The 20,497-nt window shown below is 67.7% G+C and carries 14 protein-coding genes; 5 read left to right on the plus strand and 9 right to left on the minus strand.

The genetic code is table 11. The annotated features are described in order from the left end of the window. The 6 genes from fxlM to ABZ801_RS12015 all read right to left on the minus strand — a co-directional run bounded on the left by fxlM (position 1) and on the right by ABZ801_RS12015 (position 9,312). Entirely contained in the window at positions 1-2,121 is a 2,121-nt protein-coding gene (gene fxlM, locus ABZ801_RS11990; RefSeq protein WP_360696317.1) for a methyltransferase, FxLD system, read from the minus strand. A 35-nt stretch (positions 2,122-2,156) separates the two neighbouring features. Beyond that, positions 2,157-3,467: a lanthionine synthetase C family protein gene (locus tag ABZ801_RS11995; protein ID WP_360696320.1), complete on the minus strand. Its 1,311-nt coding sequence runs from the start codon at positions 3,465-3,467 to the stop codon at positions 2,157-2,159. A 14-nt stretch (positions 3,468-3,481) separates the two neighbouring features. Then, positions 3,482-6,580 carry a lantibiotic dehydratase gene (locus ABZ801_RS12000; RefSeq protein WP_360696323.1) on the minus strand — a complete coding sequence of 1,033 codons (3,099 nt, stop codon included), beginning with the start codon at positions 6,578-6,580 and terminating at the stop codon, positions 3,482-3,484. A 98-nt stretch (positions 6,581-6,678) separates the two neighbouring features. Continuing rightward, a complete protein-coding gene (locus ABZ801_RS12005) occupies positions 6,679-6,828 on the minus strand; it encodes an FxLD family lanthipeptide (protein WP_360696326.1) in 150 nt (49 codons plus the stop codon). 420 nt (positions 6,829-7,248) lie between these two features. Then, the gene (locus tag ABZ801_RS12010; RefSeq protein WP_360696329.1) at positions 7,249-7,809 is read right to left on the minus strand and encodes a GNAT family protein; all 561 of its coding nucleotides are present in this window, start codon (positions 7,807-7,809) and stop codon (positions 7,249-7,251) included. Positions 7,810-7,818: 9 nt separating this feature from the next. Continuing rightward, complete coding sequence (locus tag ABZ801_RS12015) at positions 7,819-9,312, minus strand: hypothetical protein (protein ID WP_360696332.1); 1,494 nt, start codon at positions 9,310-9,312, stop codon at positions 7,819-7,821. A 685-nt stretch (positions 9,313-9,997) separates the two neighbouring features. Between ABZ801_RS12015 and ABZ801_RS12020 the strand changes: the two genes are divergently transcribed. Then, the gene (locus ABZ801_RS12020) at positions 9,998-11,236 is read left to right on the plus strand and encodes an MFS transporter (RefSeq protein WP_360696335.1); all 1,239 of its coding nucleotides are present in this window, start codon (positions 9,998-10,000) and stop codon (positions 11,234-11,236) included. Here ABZ801_RS12020 and ABZ801_RS12025 read toward each other — a convergent pair. Further along, positions 11,224-12,585: a BTAD domain-containing putative transcriptional regulator gene (locus tag ABZ801_RS12025; RefSeq protein ID WP_360696338.1), complete on the minus strand. Its 1,362-nt coding sequence runs from the start codon at positions 12,583-12,585 to the stop codon at positions 11,224-11,226. The genes ABZ801_RS12020 and ABZ801_RS12025 overlap by 13 nt on opposite strands. Before the next feature lie 1,351 nt (positions 12,586-13,936). Between ABZ801_RS12025 and ABZ801_RS12030 the strand changes: the two genes are divergently transcribed. Together ABZ801_RS12030 and ABZ801_RS12035 are read left to right on the plus strand one after the other, a co-directional pair. Continuing rightward, on the plus strand, positions 13,937-14,941 hold the full coding sequence (locus tag ABZ801_RS12030; protein ID WP_360697115.1) for a LuxR C-terminal-related transcriptional regulator: 1,005 nt from the start codon (positions 13,937-13,939) through the stop codon (positions 14,939-14,941). A 24-nt stretch (positions 14,942-14,965) separates the two neighbouring features. Beyond that, entirely contained in the window at positions 14,966-16,771 is a 1,806-nt protein-coding gene (locus tag ABZ801_RS12035; RefSeq protein WP_360696341.1) for a S9 family peptidase, read from the plus strand. Here ABZ801_RS12035 and ABZ801_RS12040 read toward each other — a convergent pair. Continuing rightward, on the minus strand, positions 16,743-17,252 hold the full coding sequence (locus ABZ801_RS12040; protein ID WP_360696344.1) for a GNAT family N-acetyltransferase: 510 nt from the start codon (positions 17,250-17,252) through the stop codon (positions 16,743-16,745). The genes ABZ801_RS12035 and ABZ801_RS12040 overlap by 29 nt on opposite strands. A 10-nt stretch (positions 17,253-17,262) precedes the next feature. Beyond that, complete coding sequence (locus tag ABZ801_RS12045) at positions 17,263-18,813, minus strand: hypothetical protein (RefSeq protein WP_360696347.1); 1,551 nt, start codon at positions 18,811-18,813, stop codon at positions 17,263-17,265. A gap of 170 nt (positions 18,814-18,983) precedes the next feature. Here ABZ801_RS12045 and ABZ801_RS12050 point away from each other — a divergent pair, with 170 nt between their 5' ends. After that, on the plus strand, positions 18,984-19,517 hold the full coding sequence (locus tag ABZ801_RS12050) for an ATP-binding protein (RefSeq protein ID WP_360696350.1): 534 nt from the start codon (positions 18,984-18,986) through the stop codon (positions 19,515-19,517). Between the two features lie 394 nt (positions 19,518-19,911). Further along, positions 19,912-20,460 (plus strand): ATP-binding protein, encoded by a 549-nt coding sequence (locus ABZ801_RS12055; RefSeq protein ID WP_360696353.1) that lies wholly within the window; start codon positions 19,912-19,914, stop codon positions 20,458-20,460. Positions 20,461-20,497: the final 37 nt, after the last annotated feature.

Raw genomic sequence — 20,497 nt, forward strand, 5'->3', positions numbered from 1 at the left:
TCATCGCCACTCGATGATGATCCGATTCAGGGCGTTGTCGAAGGCGAATCGGCCGGGACGCGACTTGGGGGATTCGCTGTCGAGTGGTTGGAGCTCGAATTCGGCCTGGCGGCCGCGGTACTCACCGTCCCAGGTGCGGACGGCATCGGCCACCTGTTCGGCGAGCTTGTCGCCACCGGGGCCGTGGCCGATGACGCCGAACTCATACAGCGTGGCGCCGTCTGGGGCGGTCTTTGTGGCCTTGCGTCGGGTCAGGTAGGTGAGTGCTCCGTGGTCGAAGGTCGCGGTGGAACTGGGGTAGGGGGCGCTGAGCAGGCCGTTGTCGATGGCCTGCCTGGTGGCGGGCATCCGGCTCAGGCCGTTGGGCATTGTGCAGGTGAGCCATAGTTCCAGCCACTCTGCCGACTCGGGGCCGCGAAAGGTGACGCCGGTCCAAACTTCGCAGCGGGGCTGGTGGAGTACGTCGGCGAGTGCTTCGGCGTCGACAGTTTGGTCGCCGTTGGTTACCAGCGTCACGGTGCTGTCGGGGGTCAGTGGGACCAGACGCCGCGGATCGTCGGCGATGCCCTGGCGCAGGGGCATGAAGGTGTTCATTTCGCTGTTGACGCTTCGCCAGGCGCCGTCCTTGCGTTCGAAGGCGATCGAGCGGGAGACGCTTCCGCGCAGCCGCAGCGGTGCAAGCAGCCGTCCTGTGGAGGCGAGCTGGTCCAGCCATGCGTGCGGCACTCCGTGCGCGCCGACCGTGGCGATGATGCGGTCGTAGGGCGCGTTGTCGGCGTAGCCGAGCGCTCCGTCGCCCAGGACGACCGTTACGTTGTCGATGCCGGCGGAGGTCAGCCCGGCTCGCGCTCCCTGCACGATATCGTCGTCGACGTCGATCGTGGTGACGTGGCCGCGCTCGCCCACCAGGTGGCCGAGCAGACCGGCGTTGTACCCGGTCCCGGCGCCCAGCTCCAGCACCTTGTGGCCTGGTTCGACTTGGGCCTGTTCGAGCATCATGGCCACGATGTCGGGCTGAGATGCACAACTGATTGGCGCGCCGCCGGCGTCGAACTTGGTGTCCACCGTCGTGTTCGCATACGCCTTCTCCAAGGGAGCATGCGGGACGAACACGTGGCGGGGCACCGTCCGCATCGCTTCGCGGACGCGGGCTGTGCGGATGCGCCCTTGCTCCATGAGTTGGTCCACCAGGGCGGTGCGAAGGTGCTCGGCGGAGGTGCCGATCGTGTTGCTGCTCACCGCGCCAACGGTAGTGTTCCGCGAGCCCGCCCTACGGGGGAACACGGCGTTGTCTTCGGTTTCCATGACTACCTCTTTCGCCAGTGCTGCCAAGGTGCCTTGGTCCTCGCGCGCGAGACCCAAGCGGTTCCAGTGGAAGATCAAATGGTGGGCGAGTACGGCTCGCAGTCCTCGTTCCAGCCGTCCACGGCCATTGAGATCTGCGAGCTGTTGACCGGCCTGCTCGAACGCGGCGATCCATTCGGCCAGGTGCGATAGCCGTCCGCCGGTAATGGGACTGCTGCTCGGGCCGACGTCGACGGTCATGAGCCGACGCACGGCATCCGTGAGCCGTCCGGCTGAGAGCGGGCCGCGCTCGGCACGAGGCTGCTCGGGGGGACGTTGCGCGGCGACTTTGGCCCACACGTCCCCCTGCTCGTACCAGTCCAGTCGGGCGGCGCGCATCGCCACGCTGGGCAGCAGGATCGCCAGTTCACGGCGGCCAAGACTTGGCGTGCCCCTCTGCCCTGGGGTGTGCCGGCGGGCGAGGTGGCGCAGGATGTGGTGGCTGTCGTGGTGGAACAGCGTGTGAGCGACGTCCATGCCGGCGGTGCCGCCGAATGCGGTGGTCTCCGGTTCGTAGATGCCCGGCGTCCATTCGCGGATCAGTCCGCCGGACATCAGGTCGTCCAGCACGCGGTCCAGACGCTGGGACACGCGCTGGTCCGAGGTGTGGTGACGCAGCCGCCAGGTGGGATATTTCCGCACGAACGACCACCGGGTGAGCTCCTCGCCGACGTGTGTGGCGACCAGCGCGGGCAGTAGATGTTCCACAGCCACCATCTCGGCGTTCGGCCAGTCGGTGAACTGGATGAGGCGTTGCGGCCACTCTGGTGGTGCCATGGGTTCCCCCTCCTGCGGGTCCGGGTGACGTGGGCTCAGTTGATCAACAAGCAGGTCTCCCACCCCGAAAGCGAGGGCCTGTCGTCCTGGGCATGGGTGAGCAGGGCCAGCGCCACGCCCGCGGCGCCTTCGAGGAACCCGATGTCGCCGCCGCCATCTCTCGGGCGCAGCAGGCAGGTGGCCACCACGTCGGGCGCGATGCCGGTGATCGGGGCCAGCAGGCGCGGCACGCAGTCGGCCAGCCGCTGCGACAGGCTGGGCGTGGTCGCATCGGCGGCGGCGAGCCGGGTGATGTGGGCGAGTCCGGCGAAGCCGTGGCACAGCGACCAGTCGGCGATCGCGGTGAGCTGGGCCGGATCGGTCATCGCGCCCAGCAGGGCGTGCTCGGCCATCTGCTGCCGTGCTTTGTCGCCGGTGGCCAGCGCGGCGAGCTGATGGGCGCGCGCGAGCCCGGCGGTCCCGTAGCACCAGGACGGGCGCCCGGGGCCGCCGCCAGGCTGGCTGGAGCGCAGGTGCCGACGCGTGATCCAGTATGGCCACCAGGCGCCGTCCGACTCTCCATCGGGGCCCCCGCCGGGTCCGGGTTGACGCCATTGATCCAGCCAGCCGCAGATCCGCCCGATCGCCTCAAGTTGACCGTCGACGACGATGCCGTGACGCGCGGCCAGCGCCAGCAGGGCCAAGGGGCCAGCGATGCCGTGCGCGATCCCGCTGTTGGCGTGGCCATCTGGGAACTGCGGTGACGGTTTGCCGGACGGCGCCAGGTCGCTCCACCAGCCGGGCAACAGGTCCCCGTCGTGGGGCAGGGGCTCGGTGAGCCGCACCAGGTAGGTCAGGACGTCCCGGGCCAAGTCGGTGCAGGTCTCGCGGCGCAGCAACAGTGCGCCGATGCCGGTCAGGCCGCGGATCGTATCGAACTCGGCCAGCGCGGGCAGCTCACCGCGGTCCAACCGGGTGTGGGCGCGCTGTAGGCGTTGGCGTGTCGCCGCGGCGATGTGCCGGTCGAGGATGGCCAGAGCGCGGGCGTAGCGGCCGGGCCGGTTTTCAACTGCGGCGTGCAAGGCGAACGCGAGCGCGGGTGCCCCGTAGTACAGGTGACTGCCCTCGCCCGTGACGACCGGTTCGGCGGCGGCACAGGCGAGCCAGTCGTGAGCACGCTGCCAAGACGACTCACCGGCGTGGGCCCGTTCGATGTGCAGCAGCGCGACGCCGACGGCGCCGTAGGCCAGGGACTGAGGCCACCAGCCCTGCTTCAGGTCCACACCGCGCGCAGCGGCCGGCGAGGCGAGCCGCTCGGCGACCTCGGCAGCGATCGTCCGCGCCGCTTGATGCTGCTCGACGGTCACGGTGGCCAGGGGAGTCACCGGGTGCTCCTCCGAGCCCTCCAGGCCAAGGCGGCGGCACGTGCCAGCCGCACGCACACGCGCTCGTCTTCCTTGGCGATTCCGGCTGCGCGGAGGTGGTGGGCGTGCAGCAGCGAGTCCAACACCATGTCCGGCCCGGGGTCGCCGACCTCATCTAGAAGAGCCCGGTAGCGGGTCAGCGCGAGGTCGCGGTCCTGCCACGGGGCGAGGATGGCCGTGCCGCCGGGCGCCGCCCGCAGTGCCGCCCAGCCGCCGGTCGGGTCGGCCAGGCGTACCGCTTCGGTGAGCACCGCCCGATCAGGCGACTGCGGAACCCTGACGTTCCCGTACCTGATCAGCCAGTCCATGCCGCGCTGGGTGCTGCCAGTGAACGCGGCGGCGATCGCCACGAAGTTCGCCGCGGCCAGGGCCTGGGGGTGCGGACGGTCCGGCCGGGCGAACTGCTCGGCCAAAGCACACGAGTCTGCGGCGAAGACCTTTTCGGCCGCGTCCATCACCGGCCCGGTGCCCCACCGGCCCGTCTCGGGGTAGGAGGTGGCGAACTGCAGTTCGCTCAGTAGCCCATGGCGCCGAAGTCGTGCGGCCCACGCGCTGACGCGGCCTGCGGCCGCGCCGAACTCGGAGGGGGTAGGCAGCGCGATACGCAGGCGCAGGTGCCAGCGCGGGTCACGGTAACGCAGGTACCACCACAGCGGAGGCTCGTCCCATTGCGTGAACAGTTCGCCAAGATGCCGCCCCAGGATCTCGGGGTGCCGCTCCACGTGCATGTAGAGCTTCACCAGTAGCCACCGGGACGCCCCGGGGAGGTGCCCGTGATCGCGGGTGAGTAGACGGGCGGCCGACACCGGCGGCACGGTCGGCCAGCGCGGGGCACGCGCGGCCGTCATCGCGACGACGACCTCGTGGGCGTGCCCCTCAAGCCAGGCATCGTTGGCGGACACTTCGGTCAGGACAGCGACATCGGCGGAATCGAGATGCGCGCGCAGCACCGCCAGGTGCGCGCGCTGGTTCAGGTCCAGCCGCAGCAGCCGATCTCCCTCGGTGAGGGCGACGGTGTGCGGCGCTCGGCGCCGGGTCCGCCACTCGTCCACCGCCTTCTCCCACTGCGGCCAGGGAGCGGAGCGGCCGGGCAGGTCACGACGATGCAGTCTCCAGCGGGCGGGAGACAGCACCGTGCGGCCGTACCGCACGCGTGGCAGGTACGGCAGATAGCCGGCGGCGCCCCAGTCGAAGGCGGTGACGACGGCCGCCTGGGATCTGGTGATCTCGGCGAGGAACCGTGCCAGTGGAGGAGTGTGCCCGCGCAGATCAAGGGCGTGCAGGATCGTGGGCTCCAGCCGACACCTCCGAGATAGAGAGGCCAGGTAGAGCCGCCGCCGGTCGCAGCCCACGGCCACGTCCTCCAGCGGGATCACCTTCCCGCCGGGAAGTCGGTGTTCGGCGATGCTGATCGTGGCGGGTAGCAGCGCGGGCGCGCGGGTCACATGGGCGTCACTCTGGTGCAGCGGCGCGTACGACACCTGCACCGGCAACGAGCCGGGGTCGATGACCGGCAGATGCTCCAACACCGCAGCGGCCCTGGCCCGCTCGTCAGGCTCCAGCAGGCCGATGAACCGGCCGGTGGTCGTGCCGACACCACGCGACGGACTGACGACGGTGAGGCCGAAGTCCCCGCGGGCGAGCGCGGCCAGAGAAGTGGAGCGGAGGTAGAACCGCAGCTCGACGTGCGGCGGCACTTCCATGGCGGCATGGTCCCCCGCCTGCAGCTCGCCGATCAGCTGCTCATCCAGCAGGATTTCCTCACGGCCGTCGAGCGCCGCCTCCTGGGCAAGAGCGAGCAGTCGCCGATCTCGCGCGGTCACCGGCTCACGCGGTTCGGGCCCGCAATTCAGAAAGCCCTCGGGAAAGCCCAGCCCGACATCGGGGTCCACAACGTCGCGGAGCGGCACCAAAGAGCCGGTCCCGTACCGCTCGAAGAAGCGATTGTGGTACCTCTGCCAGGCTGGAGTACCGAACGGGAACGCCGTCAGGCGAGCCAGCGCCGACGCCGCCGTCTCGGCCTCCCGGGCGACCTGCGGCGGCAGGACGACCGAGCAGTCCAGCCGCAGATCCACGGCCACCGGCTGGTCCGCCGCCGTGCTCAGCGCCGCCATCTTCTCCCGCAGAGCGGTGCGCAGACGCCGCCTTGCCACCACGCTGGCGGCGCGGTTGTGCTCCTCCAAGCCGTCGTGGATCTCCCTAAGGCGGTGCAGCAGGTCGGCGCTCTGCGACACGTCGTCGCCCCCGGCAGCCTCTACCTGTTCCACCAGATGGCCCAGAGCGTCAAGCGTTCCGGACGGCGCGTGCAGGCTGGAGATGAGGGCGCCGTGTTCCACCAGGGTGGTGATCAGTGCCCTGACCGCGGACGGTGCCGCGGCCGGGAACTCGGCTGCGACCTTCTCCGCCAACGCCTCGAAGCGGGTCGGCGTCCGAGCCGCCTCCATAACGATCCGCACCGCGGATGTGAACCGCAGCGATACCTCCGTCGTGGCGGCACGATCGCTGCGGCGCGGCCGAGGCGGATAGGGGACGATCAGCCGCCCGCCCCGGACGAACGCGGCGGAGTTGGCCATCAAGGGCAGCCGTTGCAACAGGTTCGGGCAGGCTTCCAGCCGGACGGTTACATCACTGAGCCAGCGGGCGTCGGCTCGCGCGACGGGACGGTGTCCCTCGCCCCAGGCCGCCATCGGCTGGGGGCCGAAGGTAGCGGGAGCGACCCCGGCGAACAGGCCGAAGGGCGTCGCCCGGCCAGTCATCCGCAGCAGGTACCGAACCACGGACATCACCGTGCGCCGCATCTGCCGAGTGTCCGCGCTCGCCGTCGTGCACATCGCCTCAATCTGCCGAGCGAGCACAGGACTGGCCTGCTCGATGGCCTCGGCAACCGCATCCAGCGCCCACACCTGGCGCAGCCATGTGCGCCACCGAACAACCTGGCCCGGCGAGTCGTCCGTCAGGTCCGGCCACGCCGGCAACGGCAACACCGCATGTCGAGCGGCCCGGACCAACGCCGTATCAGCACACCGGTACATCAGCCCGTCGTTCCTGGAAGCCATACGCTCACCCTGGTCGTGTGAGGCTCGTGGCCGATGGTCCCGGGCCACGCGGAGAGCAGGCCCCGCGCGCCCCGGAACCGGCCGAGTGATAAGGGATGTCAGACCACGTTGGTGGCGCACGGGCTGGAGCAGGTGCTGCCGCAGCCGTCATCGGTGAGCACGATCAGCTCTGCGGACCCGTCACCGGACTCCAGGACGCTGATGTCCAAGTCGAACTCGCTGTTCCCCACGGACGTTTGATCGGCCATTGACCGCCTCCCCAAGTCGGAGCTGTTGACCCTTGTCAGCCTGCTTTGAGGCATCTCTGATGCCAGATTTACCGGCTGCCGCGCTCGTAGCAACAAGACAAAAGGGGCGGTGTGCTGATGGCCGTCATAAGATCTAGAAAGCGGCCTATGAAACCGCAGCTTAGGTTCTAAGCGGCTTGCATGGAAAGTATGCCAGGAAACCTGGTGAGTCTTCGCCGCAACAACGCGCAGGTGATCACTTCAAACGTCTGCGACGTGCCCTGCTGCCGCGCTACCGGGAGCAGGGACGCTGACGGCGCTTGCGTCGACACGACGGCTTCTCGAAGGGCGGCAAGCTGCCCGCCTGACGAGAGCGACAGTGCGCTCAAGCGGATCGGCGTCGATCCGCTTGTGTTGCCATCGGTTTACTGATCAGAACCTCTATGTAGCCCGCTGATCGTGCCACTCGTCCGCCAGGATCGAGTGAACAATCGAGTCCCTCCATTGCCCCCGGACGCGGATGTGTCCGCGGATGCGGCCTTCCTCGATCATTCCCAAGCTGGACATCAGCCGTGCCGATACAAGATTGTCGGGGCTTCGCGCACCCCACAGGCGGTACAAGCCCAGTTCCTGAAAGCCCAACCGCAGTAGGAGCCGGACCGTAGCGGCACCGAGCCCCTGCCCCCAGTGTGAGGCGCGGAGCGCGAACCCGAGTTGAGCGCTGGACTGGCCGGGGTGCTGGGCATCGACGGCGAGGCGGGCAAACCCGATGGTCTGGCCGTCGTAGACCACCGCAAGCGAGTACTCCGTGCGATGCTCCTCCTGGCTGGCCGCCATCACCGACTTCAGCGTCTGTGCTACCTGGTCCCGGGTCCTCGGCTCAAAGGACAAGTGCGCGGTCACCTTCGGATCGCCGTACACAGCCAGCACGGCGTCGACATCATCAGCGGTGAATTCGCGCAGCATGACGCCGCGGTCATCGGTGATCGAGACCGGATACATGCCTTGAGGTTAGCGGCTGGGCGGCAACGCCGCGGGAGCCGGAGTTGCCGCGTACGCTTCGATCTGCTCTTGGAGGTCGTGAACGCCTGCCGCATGGCGCAGATCTGGTGCACCGAGCGCGCGGTGCACGCGCATGACGCTGGCGCGTATACCTTCGATCCGCAAGGCGGGTGGCAACGCCAGCACCGGGACGAGGGCTTCTGCCGCGCCGTCGACGTTGTTCTGAGCCGCTCGGGCCAGCGCTAGATCGGCGTGCGCGCCTGCTTCATCGGAGAACGAACGGTCTGCCGGATCGGCCTCCTGGTAGGCGCGAATCGCGGCAATCGCCGCCCGCTCTGCGTCGGCTTCCTCCCCAGGGAGCCACACTTGGGCGTCTGCGGCGTAGTAATCCTGCCGGGGGGCAGGGAACGACATGATCCCGCCGAACTCGTCCAACTCGTCGCTCTGAACAGCCTCTCGGGCGTCTTTCGCCCGATCGATCGCCTCCCGGCAACGCTCGGCGTCCCCGATGATCGCGTAGCAGCGGGCCACCTGCGCCTGCAGCCACACTGCAGCGGAACCGCGGGTCGCCTCGGCCGCTGCCGCACCCTGCTGTGCGTAGCGTACGGCTTCGTTGCCTCGCCCAGTCCAGTAAGCGATCAGCGAACGGAGCCCTGCGGTCCAGGCCATGAGCCCGTGGTGCTCGATCTTGTCGGCGCATACATAGGCGGTGCGCGCCTGTGTGAGCGCCGCGTGGGGCTGCCCGAGATCATGCGAGGCCTTGGCCATCATTCCCGATAGCACACCGGCAAGCAGATACAGATCAGCCGCGTGGGCTGGCCGCTGCCGCCCTTCCAGAAGGCGGAACGCGACATCTTGCAGATCGGCGAGATCCGCGAGCAGTTCCGGTAGGGGCGTCTGCGTGTAAGCGACGGCCAGCCGGGCGGCCTCCTCCCGAAGCTGCGCCACCGTCTCCGGACCTACGTTGCTGGCCTCGACTCCGGCAGTGAACCGCAGGGCTCTACGTGCTGCCACCTCTACCTGCCTTTCAGGGCCGTGTGTCAACGGTGCTGACTGCACGGACGGCTGTTCCTGGGCTGGGGCCGGCTCCCCGACCGTGGAGAGCGGTATGGGCGGGCCGAGCGCTGCACCACATCGGAGGAGCACTGCGCGTTCGTGCTCGTCAAGTCGATCCAATGCATCCGGCGTCAACAGCCGAAGCGGGTTGGTCTGGAAAATCGACGCCAATGTGATGATGTGTGTCGCCAGCGGACGCCGGGACGAAGGGCCGGGGAACGCCTCCAGCCGCGACAGCATGGTTTGATCCATCGCTGGACCAGGAGCCGCCTTGGTAAAACGTTCCACCACCTCACTTTGTGACCAGCCCACAGCCATCCGGTAGGCCATCAGCATCGAGCAGCCGGTCCGCGCGCGAACCTCGCACGCGATGTCGTGAAGCTCGCGGCCTTGCGCGGTCATCCGTTCCCGAAGCAAGCGGATGTCGCGTTTCGACCAAGTTCCCACCTTGGCTCCTTCGTGAGGCTCCCTGATGCCAGGGTCGCCGGTTACCGCGGGCGTAGCAACAGTGCAAAACGGGCGGCGTTATAGACGACTGTCATAGGGCTAGGGGTGTGAAGTGAGAAGTCGCAGGTCAGAACCCACGTACCTTGCATAAAAAGTATGCTTGCCCCCGGACTTTGCCTCGAGCCCAGGTGACTTGAACGGTAGAGCCGACCGCGCGCCTGGGCTATGTCCAGCCTGCCGACACCAACCCGGCAACCCCAGAACGCCAAGTTCCGCAAGATGGTGTGGACTGAAGTGCGACCTGCGCCGGTTCACGTGCCCCGGACCCGGCGGGCGCCTTCGGGCTTGCGCTGGTGCCCAAGCGGTCCGGGCGAACGGTCAGCAGCCTGGACACCTTACTTGGCCTTCACCGCACCGCCGCAAGCGCCAACGGCATGGAGTTGCTGAACTGCCAACTGCGCAAGGTCGCCAAAGTCGGAGGGCACTTCCCCGGCGACGACACACTGATCGAGCTGCTACGGCTGACCACCGTCAACTCGAAGACAAGTGGACACGGGAAACTCGGAATCCTGCGAGCAAACTGCGGTCACGTAAGGGTGATGGGCGCGTAAAAAGAGTCAGTGTAGACGGTCGGTTGCGTGGCGAAGGTCGTGCACTCGGCCAATGCTGTTCTAGCGTCTCCTTCATGTCCAACAACTTTTCGCTGCTCGATCTCCTGAGGAATCCTTCAATTGCGAGACTGTATGCGGCGCGGGTAACGGGGAATGCCGGTGACGGTTTCGGCATGCTGGCATTGTCCTTCGGGGCTCTTCATATGGGATATGGGCCTGCCGGGCTGTCGGTGGTTGTGGCGGCCAAGGCGGCTCCAGCGCTGTTGGTACTGGCTGGCGGAATCGTCGGGGATCGGTTTCGTCGTCACCAGGTCATGGCCGGCGCCGAAATGCTCGCGGCGGGCGCGTGGTGTGGTCTTGCGGTGTGCTTCTTTGCTGGAGCCGCGCCGCTGGCGTTGGTGTGTGGACTGGCGCTGCTGGCTGGGCTTGCCCGCGCGCTTCTGGTCCCCGCCGAGCGTGGCATCGTTGCTGACCTGGTGGAGGGGCGGGCACGGCAGGTGGCCAACGCGCTGCTCGGGCAGTCGGTGGCGGTGGGGTTGTTGATCGGGCTTGCGGTGTCGGGAGTCCTCGTCGCGGCGGCCGGCGCGTGGGCGGCGGCTGCGGTGAAGTGCGGGACGTCCATGGTGGGTGCGGCGCTGTTGGTGCGGCTGCGTACCCCCGCGAGGCGTCGGGAAGGCTCGGGCATGCTCGCCGAACTGCGCGGCGGTTGGCGGGAATTCACCTCGGTGCAGTGGACGTGGGCTCTCACCGGGCAGTTCACTGTCGTGGCCGTCGCGGTCAGCGCGTTTTCCTCTGTCGTCGGGCCCTTGTACATGGCGCAGGGGCATGGCGGCCCTGGCGGCTGGGGGATGGTGTCCGCGATGGAGGCGGGTGGAGCGTTGGCGGGCGCCCTGGTGGCGGCCCGATGGCGTCCAGCACGGCCAGTCCTGGCGGCGGCCTTGCTGCCGGTCACGGCTGCGGGGCCGATGGTGCTCGCGGGTGTGGGGGCGGATTGGTGGCTGGTCGCTGCGGCCATGGTGGTGCCGGGCGTATGCCAGACGATCTACGCGGTGCTCTGGTCGACCACGGTGCAGGCCACCTTCCCGCCGGACGTCCTGGCCCGGGTCAACAGCTGGAACCTGCTGGGAGGATTCGCGCTGACTCCCGTGGCGGTGCTGGTGGCAGGTCCGCTTACCAGCAGGTTCGGTGTCTCCGTCGTGGCGACAGGAGCAGGAATGCTGATCGTCGTGGCGACCTTGACGGTACTCCTGGCCGTGCAGGTCCGTCGGTTCGGGGCACAGACCGAGCACGGTGAGCTTGCTCAGGCTGGATGACGGCGCGAGCGCTCTTGATTCTGAAGGCCCTTCAGGGGCCTCGGCCGAGCGGGTGTGATTGTGCTGGTAAGCCGACGGTAGAGGTCAGAGGTCTGGCTGGCGGGACGGAGGGCGGTATCGAGCGCTCGCAGAACCTCGCAGAGTCGTTCGTACGTCTTGTGGATCTCGGCGGCCCGACCGTGTTGGGCGAGCAGCTTCATCTGCGCGCGGTAGAGGTGCTCGGCGTACGGGTCGATGTCGATCGCCGCCGCCAGATGGGTGATGGCGGCGTCTGGTTCGGTTTCGAGGTCGGCCAGTTGCATGAGCGCTTTGGTGATCTTTTGGTCGAGGTCGCGGGCGGCTGTCTCCGCCCAGCTGTATGGACTGCCGTTGAGGATCGGTCCGGTGTACGCGGCTACTGCCGCTTGAAGGGCGGCGTGCCGGGTGGTGGGGTCGGTCGCCGTGGCGGCACGGGTGAGCGCGTCGTGGATCTGCCAGAGGTCGGTGGTGACCAGGTCGGGGTTGAGGCGATAGCCAGAAGCCAGCCGCTGGATGACGATCTTTCCTGATGACGTTGGCCGCCCCAGGGCCCGACATAGCTTGCCGCGAAGCTCGCGAAGAGGCCCGTGGAACCGCTCACGATCAATGGTTGGATCGGCCTCCGGCCACAGCAGGTCGTAGGCGGTGCCGCGCTGGAGTCCTTGGCGGTGTTCAGAGAGGAGAACCAGCATGTGGAAGGCGTCGGTTCTCCTGGGGAAGCCGACTGTTGCGGCGGGTCCTTCGATGACCATTCGCCCGATACGCGCGATGGCTGTAGTGGCGGATTGATGGACGCTCACGCTTGGAAGGAGTCGTTCAGGCGCGGCTTCCTTGGAGGCGGCAGGGGGCTCTGCAGAGGGTTCCTCGGGGGAGACGGTAGGGACGCCTACCGAGGCCGTCCTGATATTGATCGCGAACTTATCGAGTACTTCCGTGCACCGTGCTGCGCTGAGCATCGGCATCGGATCGAGGGTTGGTGTCGTGATCGGGGAGCCGTGTTGCAGCGGATGGCCGTCCGCACGGATGTCCAGGGTGACCCCGTATGGCCACTGACCGACCAGGACTGCCCTGACCAGACGGGCACCTACCTGGGCCAGATCAGCATGGAGACGCTGACCAGCTTCGGCGGCATCCGCGAAGAGGACCAGCTTGGGCTCTGCGGAGGTGGTTGTACTCATCACGTCCTGCTCTTCGGCCGCCTTGGCGGAAGCGATGATTGAGGCCTCCGCGTGGAGAAGCGCGTCTTCTGTCGCCGGGGTGATCACTAGGTTGGATGACGAGCTCGTCCACCGTGCTTGGGAATCTTCCATGCCCAGGAGCCGGTTGAGCATGGGGCGAGGAATCACGACGACCAAGTCCTCGGTGTCATGAGTCAGGCACTGGCACAGCAGCGTTCGTGCAGCCGCAGAGGCTCCAGGCCCTACAAGGCCGAGTCCCCTGCCGGCGCCGAGGTCAATGATTGCCGGATAGCTCCTGCCCGCATGGGCTCCTGTCCGCGGAGGTGAGGGGGCGGTCCCCAAAGCGTGTGCGTCAGGGGTAGTCGTCGCCACGTCTCGTTGTTGTCGCTTGAGCCCGGCCCAGGTCAGTCGACGTGGCCGACGGGTTCGCTGGGCGAGTCGTGCAGCGCCAGCATCGGCTTGTGGCCTCACGGTGAGCTCAAACAGCCGCATGCTGTGGTGCATGAGCAGTAGCAAGACGATCCACAGAACGGGCACGACATTGCCGGGCGTCAGAGCCGTCAGCCGTCCTTCCCCGGCTGACGCCTTGGCGATGGTGGAGCTCGTGGAAGATGTTCGTTCTGCCAGGCGTGGCGTGCGGCCCGTGAGGATCCTGGCCACAGGGGTGCGCACGATCCAAACAGCCGAGCGAGGGCGCGGCTTTCGGCTATGCGGCTCGGCCTGGTTACGTCCGGTCGGTCGGTGGCGCGCTGCGTGATGGCGACGGAGGGAGAGCCGAAGCAGGCCTGTTCCGACGTTTATCGGTGCCCAGTGCCAGTGCGGTGTGTTCCGAGGTCGCTTCCGTGGCCGTGTGGGTGCAGTCACCCGCTGGCCAGAGAACAGGGGATGGAGCTGGGGGCGCCGCAGTTCGCCGAACATGTGCTGGCACAGCTGCCTGCTATTGAGCCATGCGGTCGGTACCGGGAGCTCGCTCAGCGGGCACGTCGGCTTGGACAGCGTCACGGACTTCGGCGGGTTCGCTGCCCGGCTGTTCGCCGGTAGGGCCCAGGCTGACGGCAACAACAGCACGGTGACGCACATTGCTCCCGGGAGAGCTGCCCAGCGCCGAGGGCGACGCTCGCGTGCCGGGCTGACCTTCCCCAGTGGCATCCACATGAGCCTCGTCGGCATGGCACACCTCCACCCACTAGATGATCAGTGACGTCTTGATCAAAGCCGCAGGTCAGAGGTGGGAAAAGCGTGGAAACGATCACTGGGTGGAAGTGGCCGGCCGGCCCGGAGCCTCGCCGGTGCGGCGGGACGAGGCGAGGTCGCCCGACAGGAAGGGCCTGCGGAGTGGGCGGCCCGTTGGCGATGCGGGGTGATGAAAAGTCACCAACGATGAGAACCATCAACCCTGGCGGCGTGGTGAGCAGCGCCGGTTCGACACGCGACGCGTCCTCCAAGCTTCGTAACAGCCCGCATGCTCGTCGGTACGCTCTGTCTCAAGGGGGTGACTGTGAGCATGCGAGATGAGGAGACTGCACGGCGGTTGCTGGAGGGCGTGGTCTCGGACGAACTCCTGGCCGTCTACACGAAGCTGCTGACCGAGGACGGCTGCCCGCATGACGAGGCCCCCTCGATGCTCGGGAGCCCGGATGCGGTCGAGGCACTCACCTCGCGCGGCATGGCTCACGTCCGTCCGGGAGGTCCCGCCGTTCCGCCACGGCTGGTGCCGGCCCCACCTGACCTGGCGTTGCAGGGTGTCCTCGCGGACCTGGGCCGACGGCTCATGGCAGAGCAGGAACGCCTGCTCGCAGGGCATCGCCGGCTAAGCGAAGTCAACAGCGTGTCCGCCGCCGCAACCGGCGACGGTCCGCTGGAGCAGCTCGTCGAGATCGTGACCGATCGGGCCGAGATCAGCCGCCTGTCCTACTCGTTGATCAATGCCGCCCGGCACGACTGGCTAACGCTTGACAACTACGTCCTCGAAACACCGGTCGAGGAGACGACCGGGTTCGCGCCGCTACCGGTGTTCGAGGGCGAGGTGCGCTGTCGCGCCATCTACGAGACCAGGTGCGCCGAGCATCCCATCGGTGTGAAGACCATCGAGGCGGCGGTGAAAGCGGGCGAGCAGGCCAGATTGCTGCCGCGCATCGGGATGAAGATGAAGCTCGCCGACGAGGCGGTCGCGCTGTTGCCGTTGACGCCCACCGGCATGTCAGGCGCCCTGTTGGTTCGATCCCCGGTCATCGTCGGGGCGCTGCGAGAGTATTTCGAGATGCTGTGGGAGCGGGCCGTTCCGTTCGGCAGTCCTGACGGGAACGCGCCCTCGTCGCCGTTGACGTCCACACAGGCGACCGTCCTGCGATTGCTGGCCCAGGGGTTGCCGGACGAGGTCATCGCGCGCCGCATGGACCTGAGCGTCAACACCGTGCGGCGCCACATCACCGCCATCCGGGAGGCGTTGGGGGTCGATACCCGCTTCGCCGCAGGAGCCGCCGCCGTACGCCGCGGTTGGATCGAGTAGCCACGCACAAGGGAGGCCGCCCCCATGCCCGAGTTCCGGGATTTCGTCCCCCGACAACGGTTCCAACCGACGTTGGCGTTGTCGCCCGACGCGACGACCGTGGCGTACTCGGGGAACGCGTCCGGCCGCTACGACCTGTGGCTGGTGCCCGTGGCAGGCGGGCCTCCTCGTCGGCTGACCAACCTCCAGGGGCGTGCCGTGCGGCAAATCGCCTGGACACCCGACGGCAAGGAGCTGGTCTTCTCCGCCGACCGGGACGGCGACGAGCGGTTTCGGCTCTTCAAGGTCTCGCGAGAGGGCGGCGAACCGGTCGAGCTGACCTCCGGGGCCGACTGCCAGCGGGTCCTTCCCGCCGCTCCCTTCGATGCCACCGGCCGGTTCCTGGCGTACTCCGCCAATGACCGCGACCCCGAGGTCCAGGACCTCCTGGTGCTCGACCTCCAAGAACAACGTGAACGCCGCATCGTTCCGCCGCACGGCGTGGTGTTCGAGCCCACCGGCATCTCCCCGGACGGGAGTTGGCTGCTTGCGGGAGGCTTCCGCACGCACACCGACATCGGCGCCTACCTGATCGACCTGGCCGCCCCCGACGCGGAAGCCGTGTGCGTGACGGCCCCGTTCGACGCGGGCGTCTTCGAGCCAGGACCGTGGGCACCCGACTCCTCGGGCTTCTACCTGCTCACGGACATGTGGAGTGAGTTCGCCGCTGTGGCCTTCTACGACCTCGCCGATCGCGATATCCGTCCGATCGCCCGTCCCGAATGGGACGTGGAGCTCGTGGACGCGGCCGCGGCCACCGTTCTGTGGTCGGTCAACCAGGCTGGCCGTTCTGCTCTTCACGCCCGGCGAGGCGCCCACGACCTGGCCCTGCCTGAGGTGCCGCCTGGTGTGATCACGGCCCTCGACCTCGCGCCGGATGGCTCCCGTGCCGCGATGCTCATCGACACGGCGACCCGTCCCGCCGAGATCGCACTGTTGGACCTCGACGGCCGCGAGTTCCGCTATCTCACCGATACGCGTCCGTCGGCGCTCAAGGTCGTCGAGCCTGTCGCGCCGCAGATGGTGACGTACCCAGCGGCGGATGGCCGGCCGATCCATGCGCTGTTCTACGAGCCGAGTGGCGACGGCCCCCATCCGGTGCTCCTGTCAATCCATGGCGGCCCGGAAGCCCAGGAGCGTCCCATTTACGCACGGTCGGGCCTCTACCAGCATCTTCTGGCGCAGGGCGTTGCGATCCTCGCCCCGAACATCGCCGGATCCACCGGGTACGGGACGGCGCACCAGAAGCTCATCCATCGAGACTGGGGCGGCATCGACCTGGACGACCTCCACCACACGGTGCGGTTTCTGCGTGCCCTGCCGTGGGCGGACGAGAACCGAATCGCGGTCGCCGGGGCGTCCTATGGAGGTTTCGCCGCGCTGTCCTGCCTGGCCCGTCTACCGCACCCCTGGGCCGCCGGCGTGTCGATCTGCGGACCGACCAACCTGGTCACACTTGCCGAAGCGTCCCCGCCGACCTGGAAGACGTTCGTCGCCACGGTCCTGGGCGATCCGGAGACCGACAGAGAACGCCTGCTGCAGAGGTCGCCGGTGACCTACGCCGACAACATCGCCGCGCCGCTGTTCATCATCCAGGGCGCTCGGGACCCGCGGGTGCCGCAGTCCGAGTCGGACCAGATCGTTCAACGGCTCCGGGCGCGTGGCGTGGAAGTGCGATATGACGTGTACGCCGATGAGGGGCACGGCTTCACCAACCGCGACAACGAGATGAAGGCGTACAACGACATCGCGGACTTCCTCATCACTCATCTGCGCCCGGGGAAGGCGTGAGGTCCTTGGCAAGTGCGCGGTTGATGGTGGCGTCGCGGTCCCGGTAGGCCGGGATGGCACGGTACCCGGCTCGGACGTAGAGGCCGAGCGCTTCGGTGTTGCGTGAGCCGGTTTCGAGGATGATCCGGTGAGCGCCAGCGGCACGAGCCGCCTGCTCCAGGTCGTCCAGGATGCGCCGCCCCAGGCCGCGTCCGCGGTGTGCCGGGGTGACGTACATCTTCTTGATCTCGACGATGCCGGGCTGGTAGGTGCGCATGCCGCCGCAGGCGCATGGGATGTCGTCGGCGTAGGCGACGAGGAAGACGCCCAGCGGCGGGGCGAATTCGGTTGGGTCCTCGTTCGGTGCGTCGGCGAAGCCGTACCGGCCGATCTGTTCCAGGTAGAGCTCGTCGACGAGTCGCCGCACGTCAGGGTGGTCATAAGGACGTGGCTGGATGACGAGGCGAGGATTGCTGTCGGAGGAAGGTCTGGCCGGCGCCATCCCTCCATGGTCACGCAGTATGGAGTGCGTCATCCAACTCGGGGAGCAGATCGGCGACGTAGGGGTTGCGAGCCCGGCGTGCGAAGGCCCGACGTAGGCGGCGGATCAGTGTGCGGCAGCGAACGGACTGGACACCCGCAAGGCGTGCGGTGGCGGCGCGCGCCGCCGCGACGGCCGCTTCGAGGTCGTGCTGCTTGAGGTGTGCCTCGACCAGGTAGCAACCGTGCAGAAGGGCCGAGCGCTGGTACTCGGCGCGCAGGCCGGCCGACGTCAGCGGGGTGAGCAACTCCACGGCCTCGCCCAGCAGGTGCTTCGACTCGGCCGGGTTCTGCCCGGCCAGGTCGACCAGCGCCTGACCGGCCTCGGCGTCGAGCTGGTCGGTGTTGAGGTAGTAGAGGAACGGCGGGGCATCGTCCACGGTGCGCTTGTCCAGCAGATCACGAGCCTGTTCCGCGGCGTCCCGGAATGCGTGGACGTCTCCGGCGGCCGCGTGGGCGGTGGCCAGGCGCCCCGCGAGCCGTGCGCGCGTGGCCGGGGTCGCCTTACGTGCACGCGCCGCGGCGGCTTCGGCCAGACGGACGGCGTCCGCCGGGTGGCCGGAGTGGGCGGACTGGTAGGCCAGCATGCCGAGGCTGTTGGCCGCACTCTCGATCGCGACGGCGCGGATGCTCGGCTGGTGCGACTCGGCGGCGGCTCGGGCGGCCCGGATCGCCAGGAGCAGGTAGCGCTGACCCGCGCCGTGGTTGCCGGCGTCCCAGTGCATCCAGCCGGAGAGTTGGGCGAGGTCAGCGGCGGCCAGCAGGAGCCGTTCTCGGACGTCGGCGGTACTGGTGGCGTTGCGCAGGAGGTCGAGAACGGCGTGCAGTTCGTTGCTGACGTAGCGGAGATTGAGCGCGCCCCCACCGGCCCGGTCATCGAGCAGGCGCAGGTCGGCGATGTGGCGTGCGATCAGCGTCATCAACGCGGGGCGTACGGGCTCGCCACTGGCGGCGTCCATGACGCGGCATGGCGAGTGGCGTATGCCGTCGAGCGCTGAGGCTATGAGCTGAGGACCGCCGACCTGGACGCATCCCTCCTGGGGATGGCGAACGAGGTCGGCGATCTGTGAGAGGACGTCGTCGGGGTTCCAGGCCGCTGCCAGGTTGTCGACAGCGGTGGCCGGTGGTCGTGTCGCCGGCACCTTCCCCGGCCAGATGTCGTGCGGTGTGATCACTGTGCCCAGAGCGGTGGACAGCACCTCGGCCACGACCGTCGGATATGGCGGGTATGGGCAGAACCCTTTGGAGAGCCAGTGGTACGGCGTCGTGGGGTGGATCTGCTCGCTGATCCTTCCGCGGATCTCCAGCCAGCCGTTGACGGCATGAGCCAGATCGCGCGGGGTCCACTTCACTCGATCGAGGTAATCGGCGAGAAAGATTTGTTTCGTTGTCATGTGATCTCCAGCCGATTTCGCCGTTCCGCTCAATGTAACCGGACGTGACGCGCGGAGCTGCAGGAACGCAGTCTTCGACGGCACGTTCACGACGTTCACGGCCCCGTCGGTAAGCATCACGATGTTCACGCCGCTACCGGCTGGCCGCCCCAGGTCACGCAGCGCAAATGTGAACCGGCACCGATACCCGCAGGTCGCTGGTGCGATCAGCGCTCCGATCAACGACTGCGAACTCCGACCTGGAGTGATCGATCATGAATGCCTCACGACTGGTACTCCCGATGGCCGTCCGTTCGCCGATGCGAATGATCCTCATGCTTCGGTCGACGACCAACGCCAGCCGACGCCTCCTCCAGTACGTCCAGGGGAACTCGCTCCGCGTGCCGGCCAACCGCGAACAGGTCCAGATCGCCCGCCGTCACACCCGGATCGTCCTGGGTGACGGTCACCCCTGCATCGACGCTGCGCTCATCGTGGTCAGCGAGCTGGTGACGAACGCGATCGTGCACGGCTCGGCCGAGGGAGCACCAGTCCGGCTGAAGGTGCGGCCGCTGCCCCGATCGCGGGTCGTCGTGACGGTGACCGACCGGGGCGGGGGAGTTGGAGGAGCACCACGGCTGCAGGTTGACGCCGGGGGACAGACCTCCGGTCGCGGGCTCTTCATCGTGGGCGCCCTGGCGGCCCGCTGGTCGATCCGACGGGTGGGCAAGGGCCATCGCATCCGCGCGGTCCTCAGCCCGAACGCGAAAGACAGCGCGGGGCTCGCTCTGCCGGACTTTGAGGCCCTGCTCCACTGCGATGATCTGTTCACCCATGCTCTGAGCCAGTGGTGACAAGAAAACCACGCAGAAAGGCCGCCGCTGCCGACATCGCCAGCCTCAAGCAGCTTGGAGATCGGCTCCGGGAAACCTACGAACTCACCGCCATGGTGGAAAAGGCGAAAGGGCGTCCACGCCTGGTGGTGGCTTGGCCGCGGCTGACTTCTGCGCGGATTGTGGTCGGGGTCGACTGGTTCTGGTGGTCGTGGGGCGAGGCCATCGCTCCGCGGCACGAGCCTGACCTTGCAGCCACAGCTATCGCTCGACGGTTCTATAAGGCACTGATCGTTCACGCGAGCGTCGGAGGATCCCTCTACAAGCCATAACCATGGCCTTCTCTTGTTGCCGGTCGACAAGGAGAAGTGGTGTTTTCTTCGGTCAATTTCTTCTGTCGACGTTCACCGTTGACTTGACGCGTCCACTGCAGGTGAGCCCTGATGGCGGCGCGCCGCACGGAATTCAACAGATGGGCCGAAGCGGCAAGGTGAGGGAAGGGAAAGTCATGGTGGCGTTGAGGGGAACCGTTCTCCAGGCAAGGAACTGGCTGGTCGAGGGCGAACCAATGTCATGGCGCCGTGTCTTCGCCGGAAGGGCGGACCAAGCCGCAACCGCGCGCAAGTTCGCCGCCTACATGCTGGCGGACACAGGTCGAGCCGACGACGCGGAGTTGATCGCATGTGAACTGATCAGCAATGCGTTGCTTCACTCGCGTTCCGGAGAGCCGGGCGGATGGTTCGGCATCGAAGTGACGCGCCACGGCAACGTGCAGATCGCCGTCTACGACGTAGGGGGAAAGGGAATACCGCGCTTCCCAGACACTGTCGCAACCGAGTCGACCGAACACGGCCGCGGACTATACGTAATACGTGATCTCGCGGCTGGGATGGGCGTCCGAGGTAGTCCGGAAGACGGTCATATGGTCTGGGCTCGTCTCTGCCTCGGACAAGAGAGCTCATGACCGCGGCGGAGCCCTATCCGGCCGCCGAGTTGGCGCG

This window comes from Actinomadura sp. NPDC047616, assembly GCF_040642915.1.
Taxonomy (GTDB): Bacteria; Actinomycetota; Actinomycetes; order Streptosporangiales; family Streptosporangiaceae; genus Spirillospora; species Spirillospora miaoliensis.

Coding starts and splice junctions, on each gene's coding strand:
- fxlM (WP_360696317.1), bottom strand. CDS start 2,121: ATGGCACCACCAGAGTGGCCGCAACGCCTCATCCAGTTCACCGACTGG.
- ABZ801_RS12000 (WP_360696323.1), bottom strand. CDS start 6,580: ATGGCTTCCAGGAACGACGGGCTGATGTACCGGTGTGCTGATACGGCG.
- ABZ801_RS12005 (WP_360696326.1), bottom strand. CDS start 6,828: ATGGCCGATCAAACGTCCGTGGGGAACAGCGAGTTCGACTTGGACATC.
- ABZ801_RS12010 (WP_360696329.1), bottom strand. CDS start 7,809: ATGTATCCGGTCTCGATCACCGATGACCGCGGCGTCATGCTGCGCGAA.
- ABZ801_RS12020 (WP_360696335.1), top strand. CDS start 9,998: ATGTCCAACAACTTTTCGCTGCTCGATCTCCTGAGGAATCCTTCAATT.
- ABZ801_RS12025 (WP_360696338.1), bottom strand. CDS start 12,585: ATGCTCAACCGGCTCCTGGGCATGGAAGATTCCCAAGCACGGTGGACG.
- ABZ801_RS12030 (WP_360697115.1), top strand. CDS start 13,937: ATGCGAGATGAGGAGACTGCACGGCGGTTGCTGGAGGGCGTGGTCTCG.
- ABZ801_RS12035 (WP_360696341.1), top strand. CDS start 14,966: ATGCCCGAGTTCCGGGATTTCGTCCCCCGACAACGGTTCCAACCGACG.
- ABZ801_RS12040 (WP_360696344.1), bottom strand. CDS start 17,252: ATGGCGCCGGCCAGACCTTCCTCCGACAGCAATCCTCGCCTCGTCATC.
- ABZ801_RS12050 (WP_360696350.1), top strand. CDS start 18,984: ATGCGAATGATCCTCATGCTTCGGTCGACGACCAACGCCAGCCGACGC.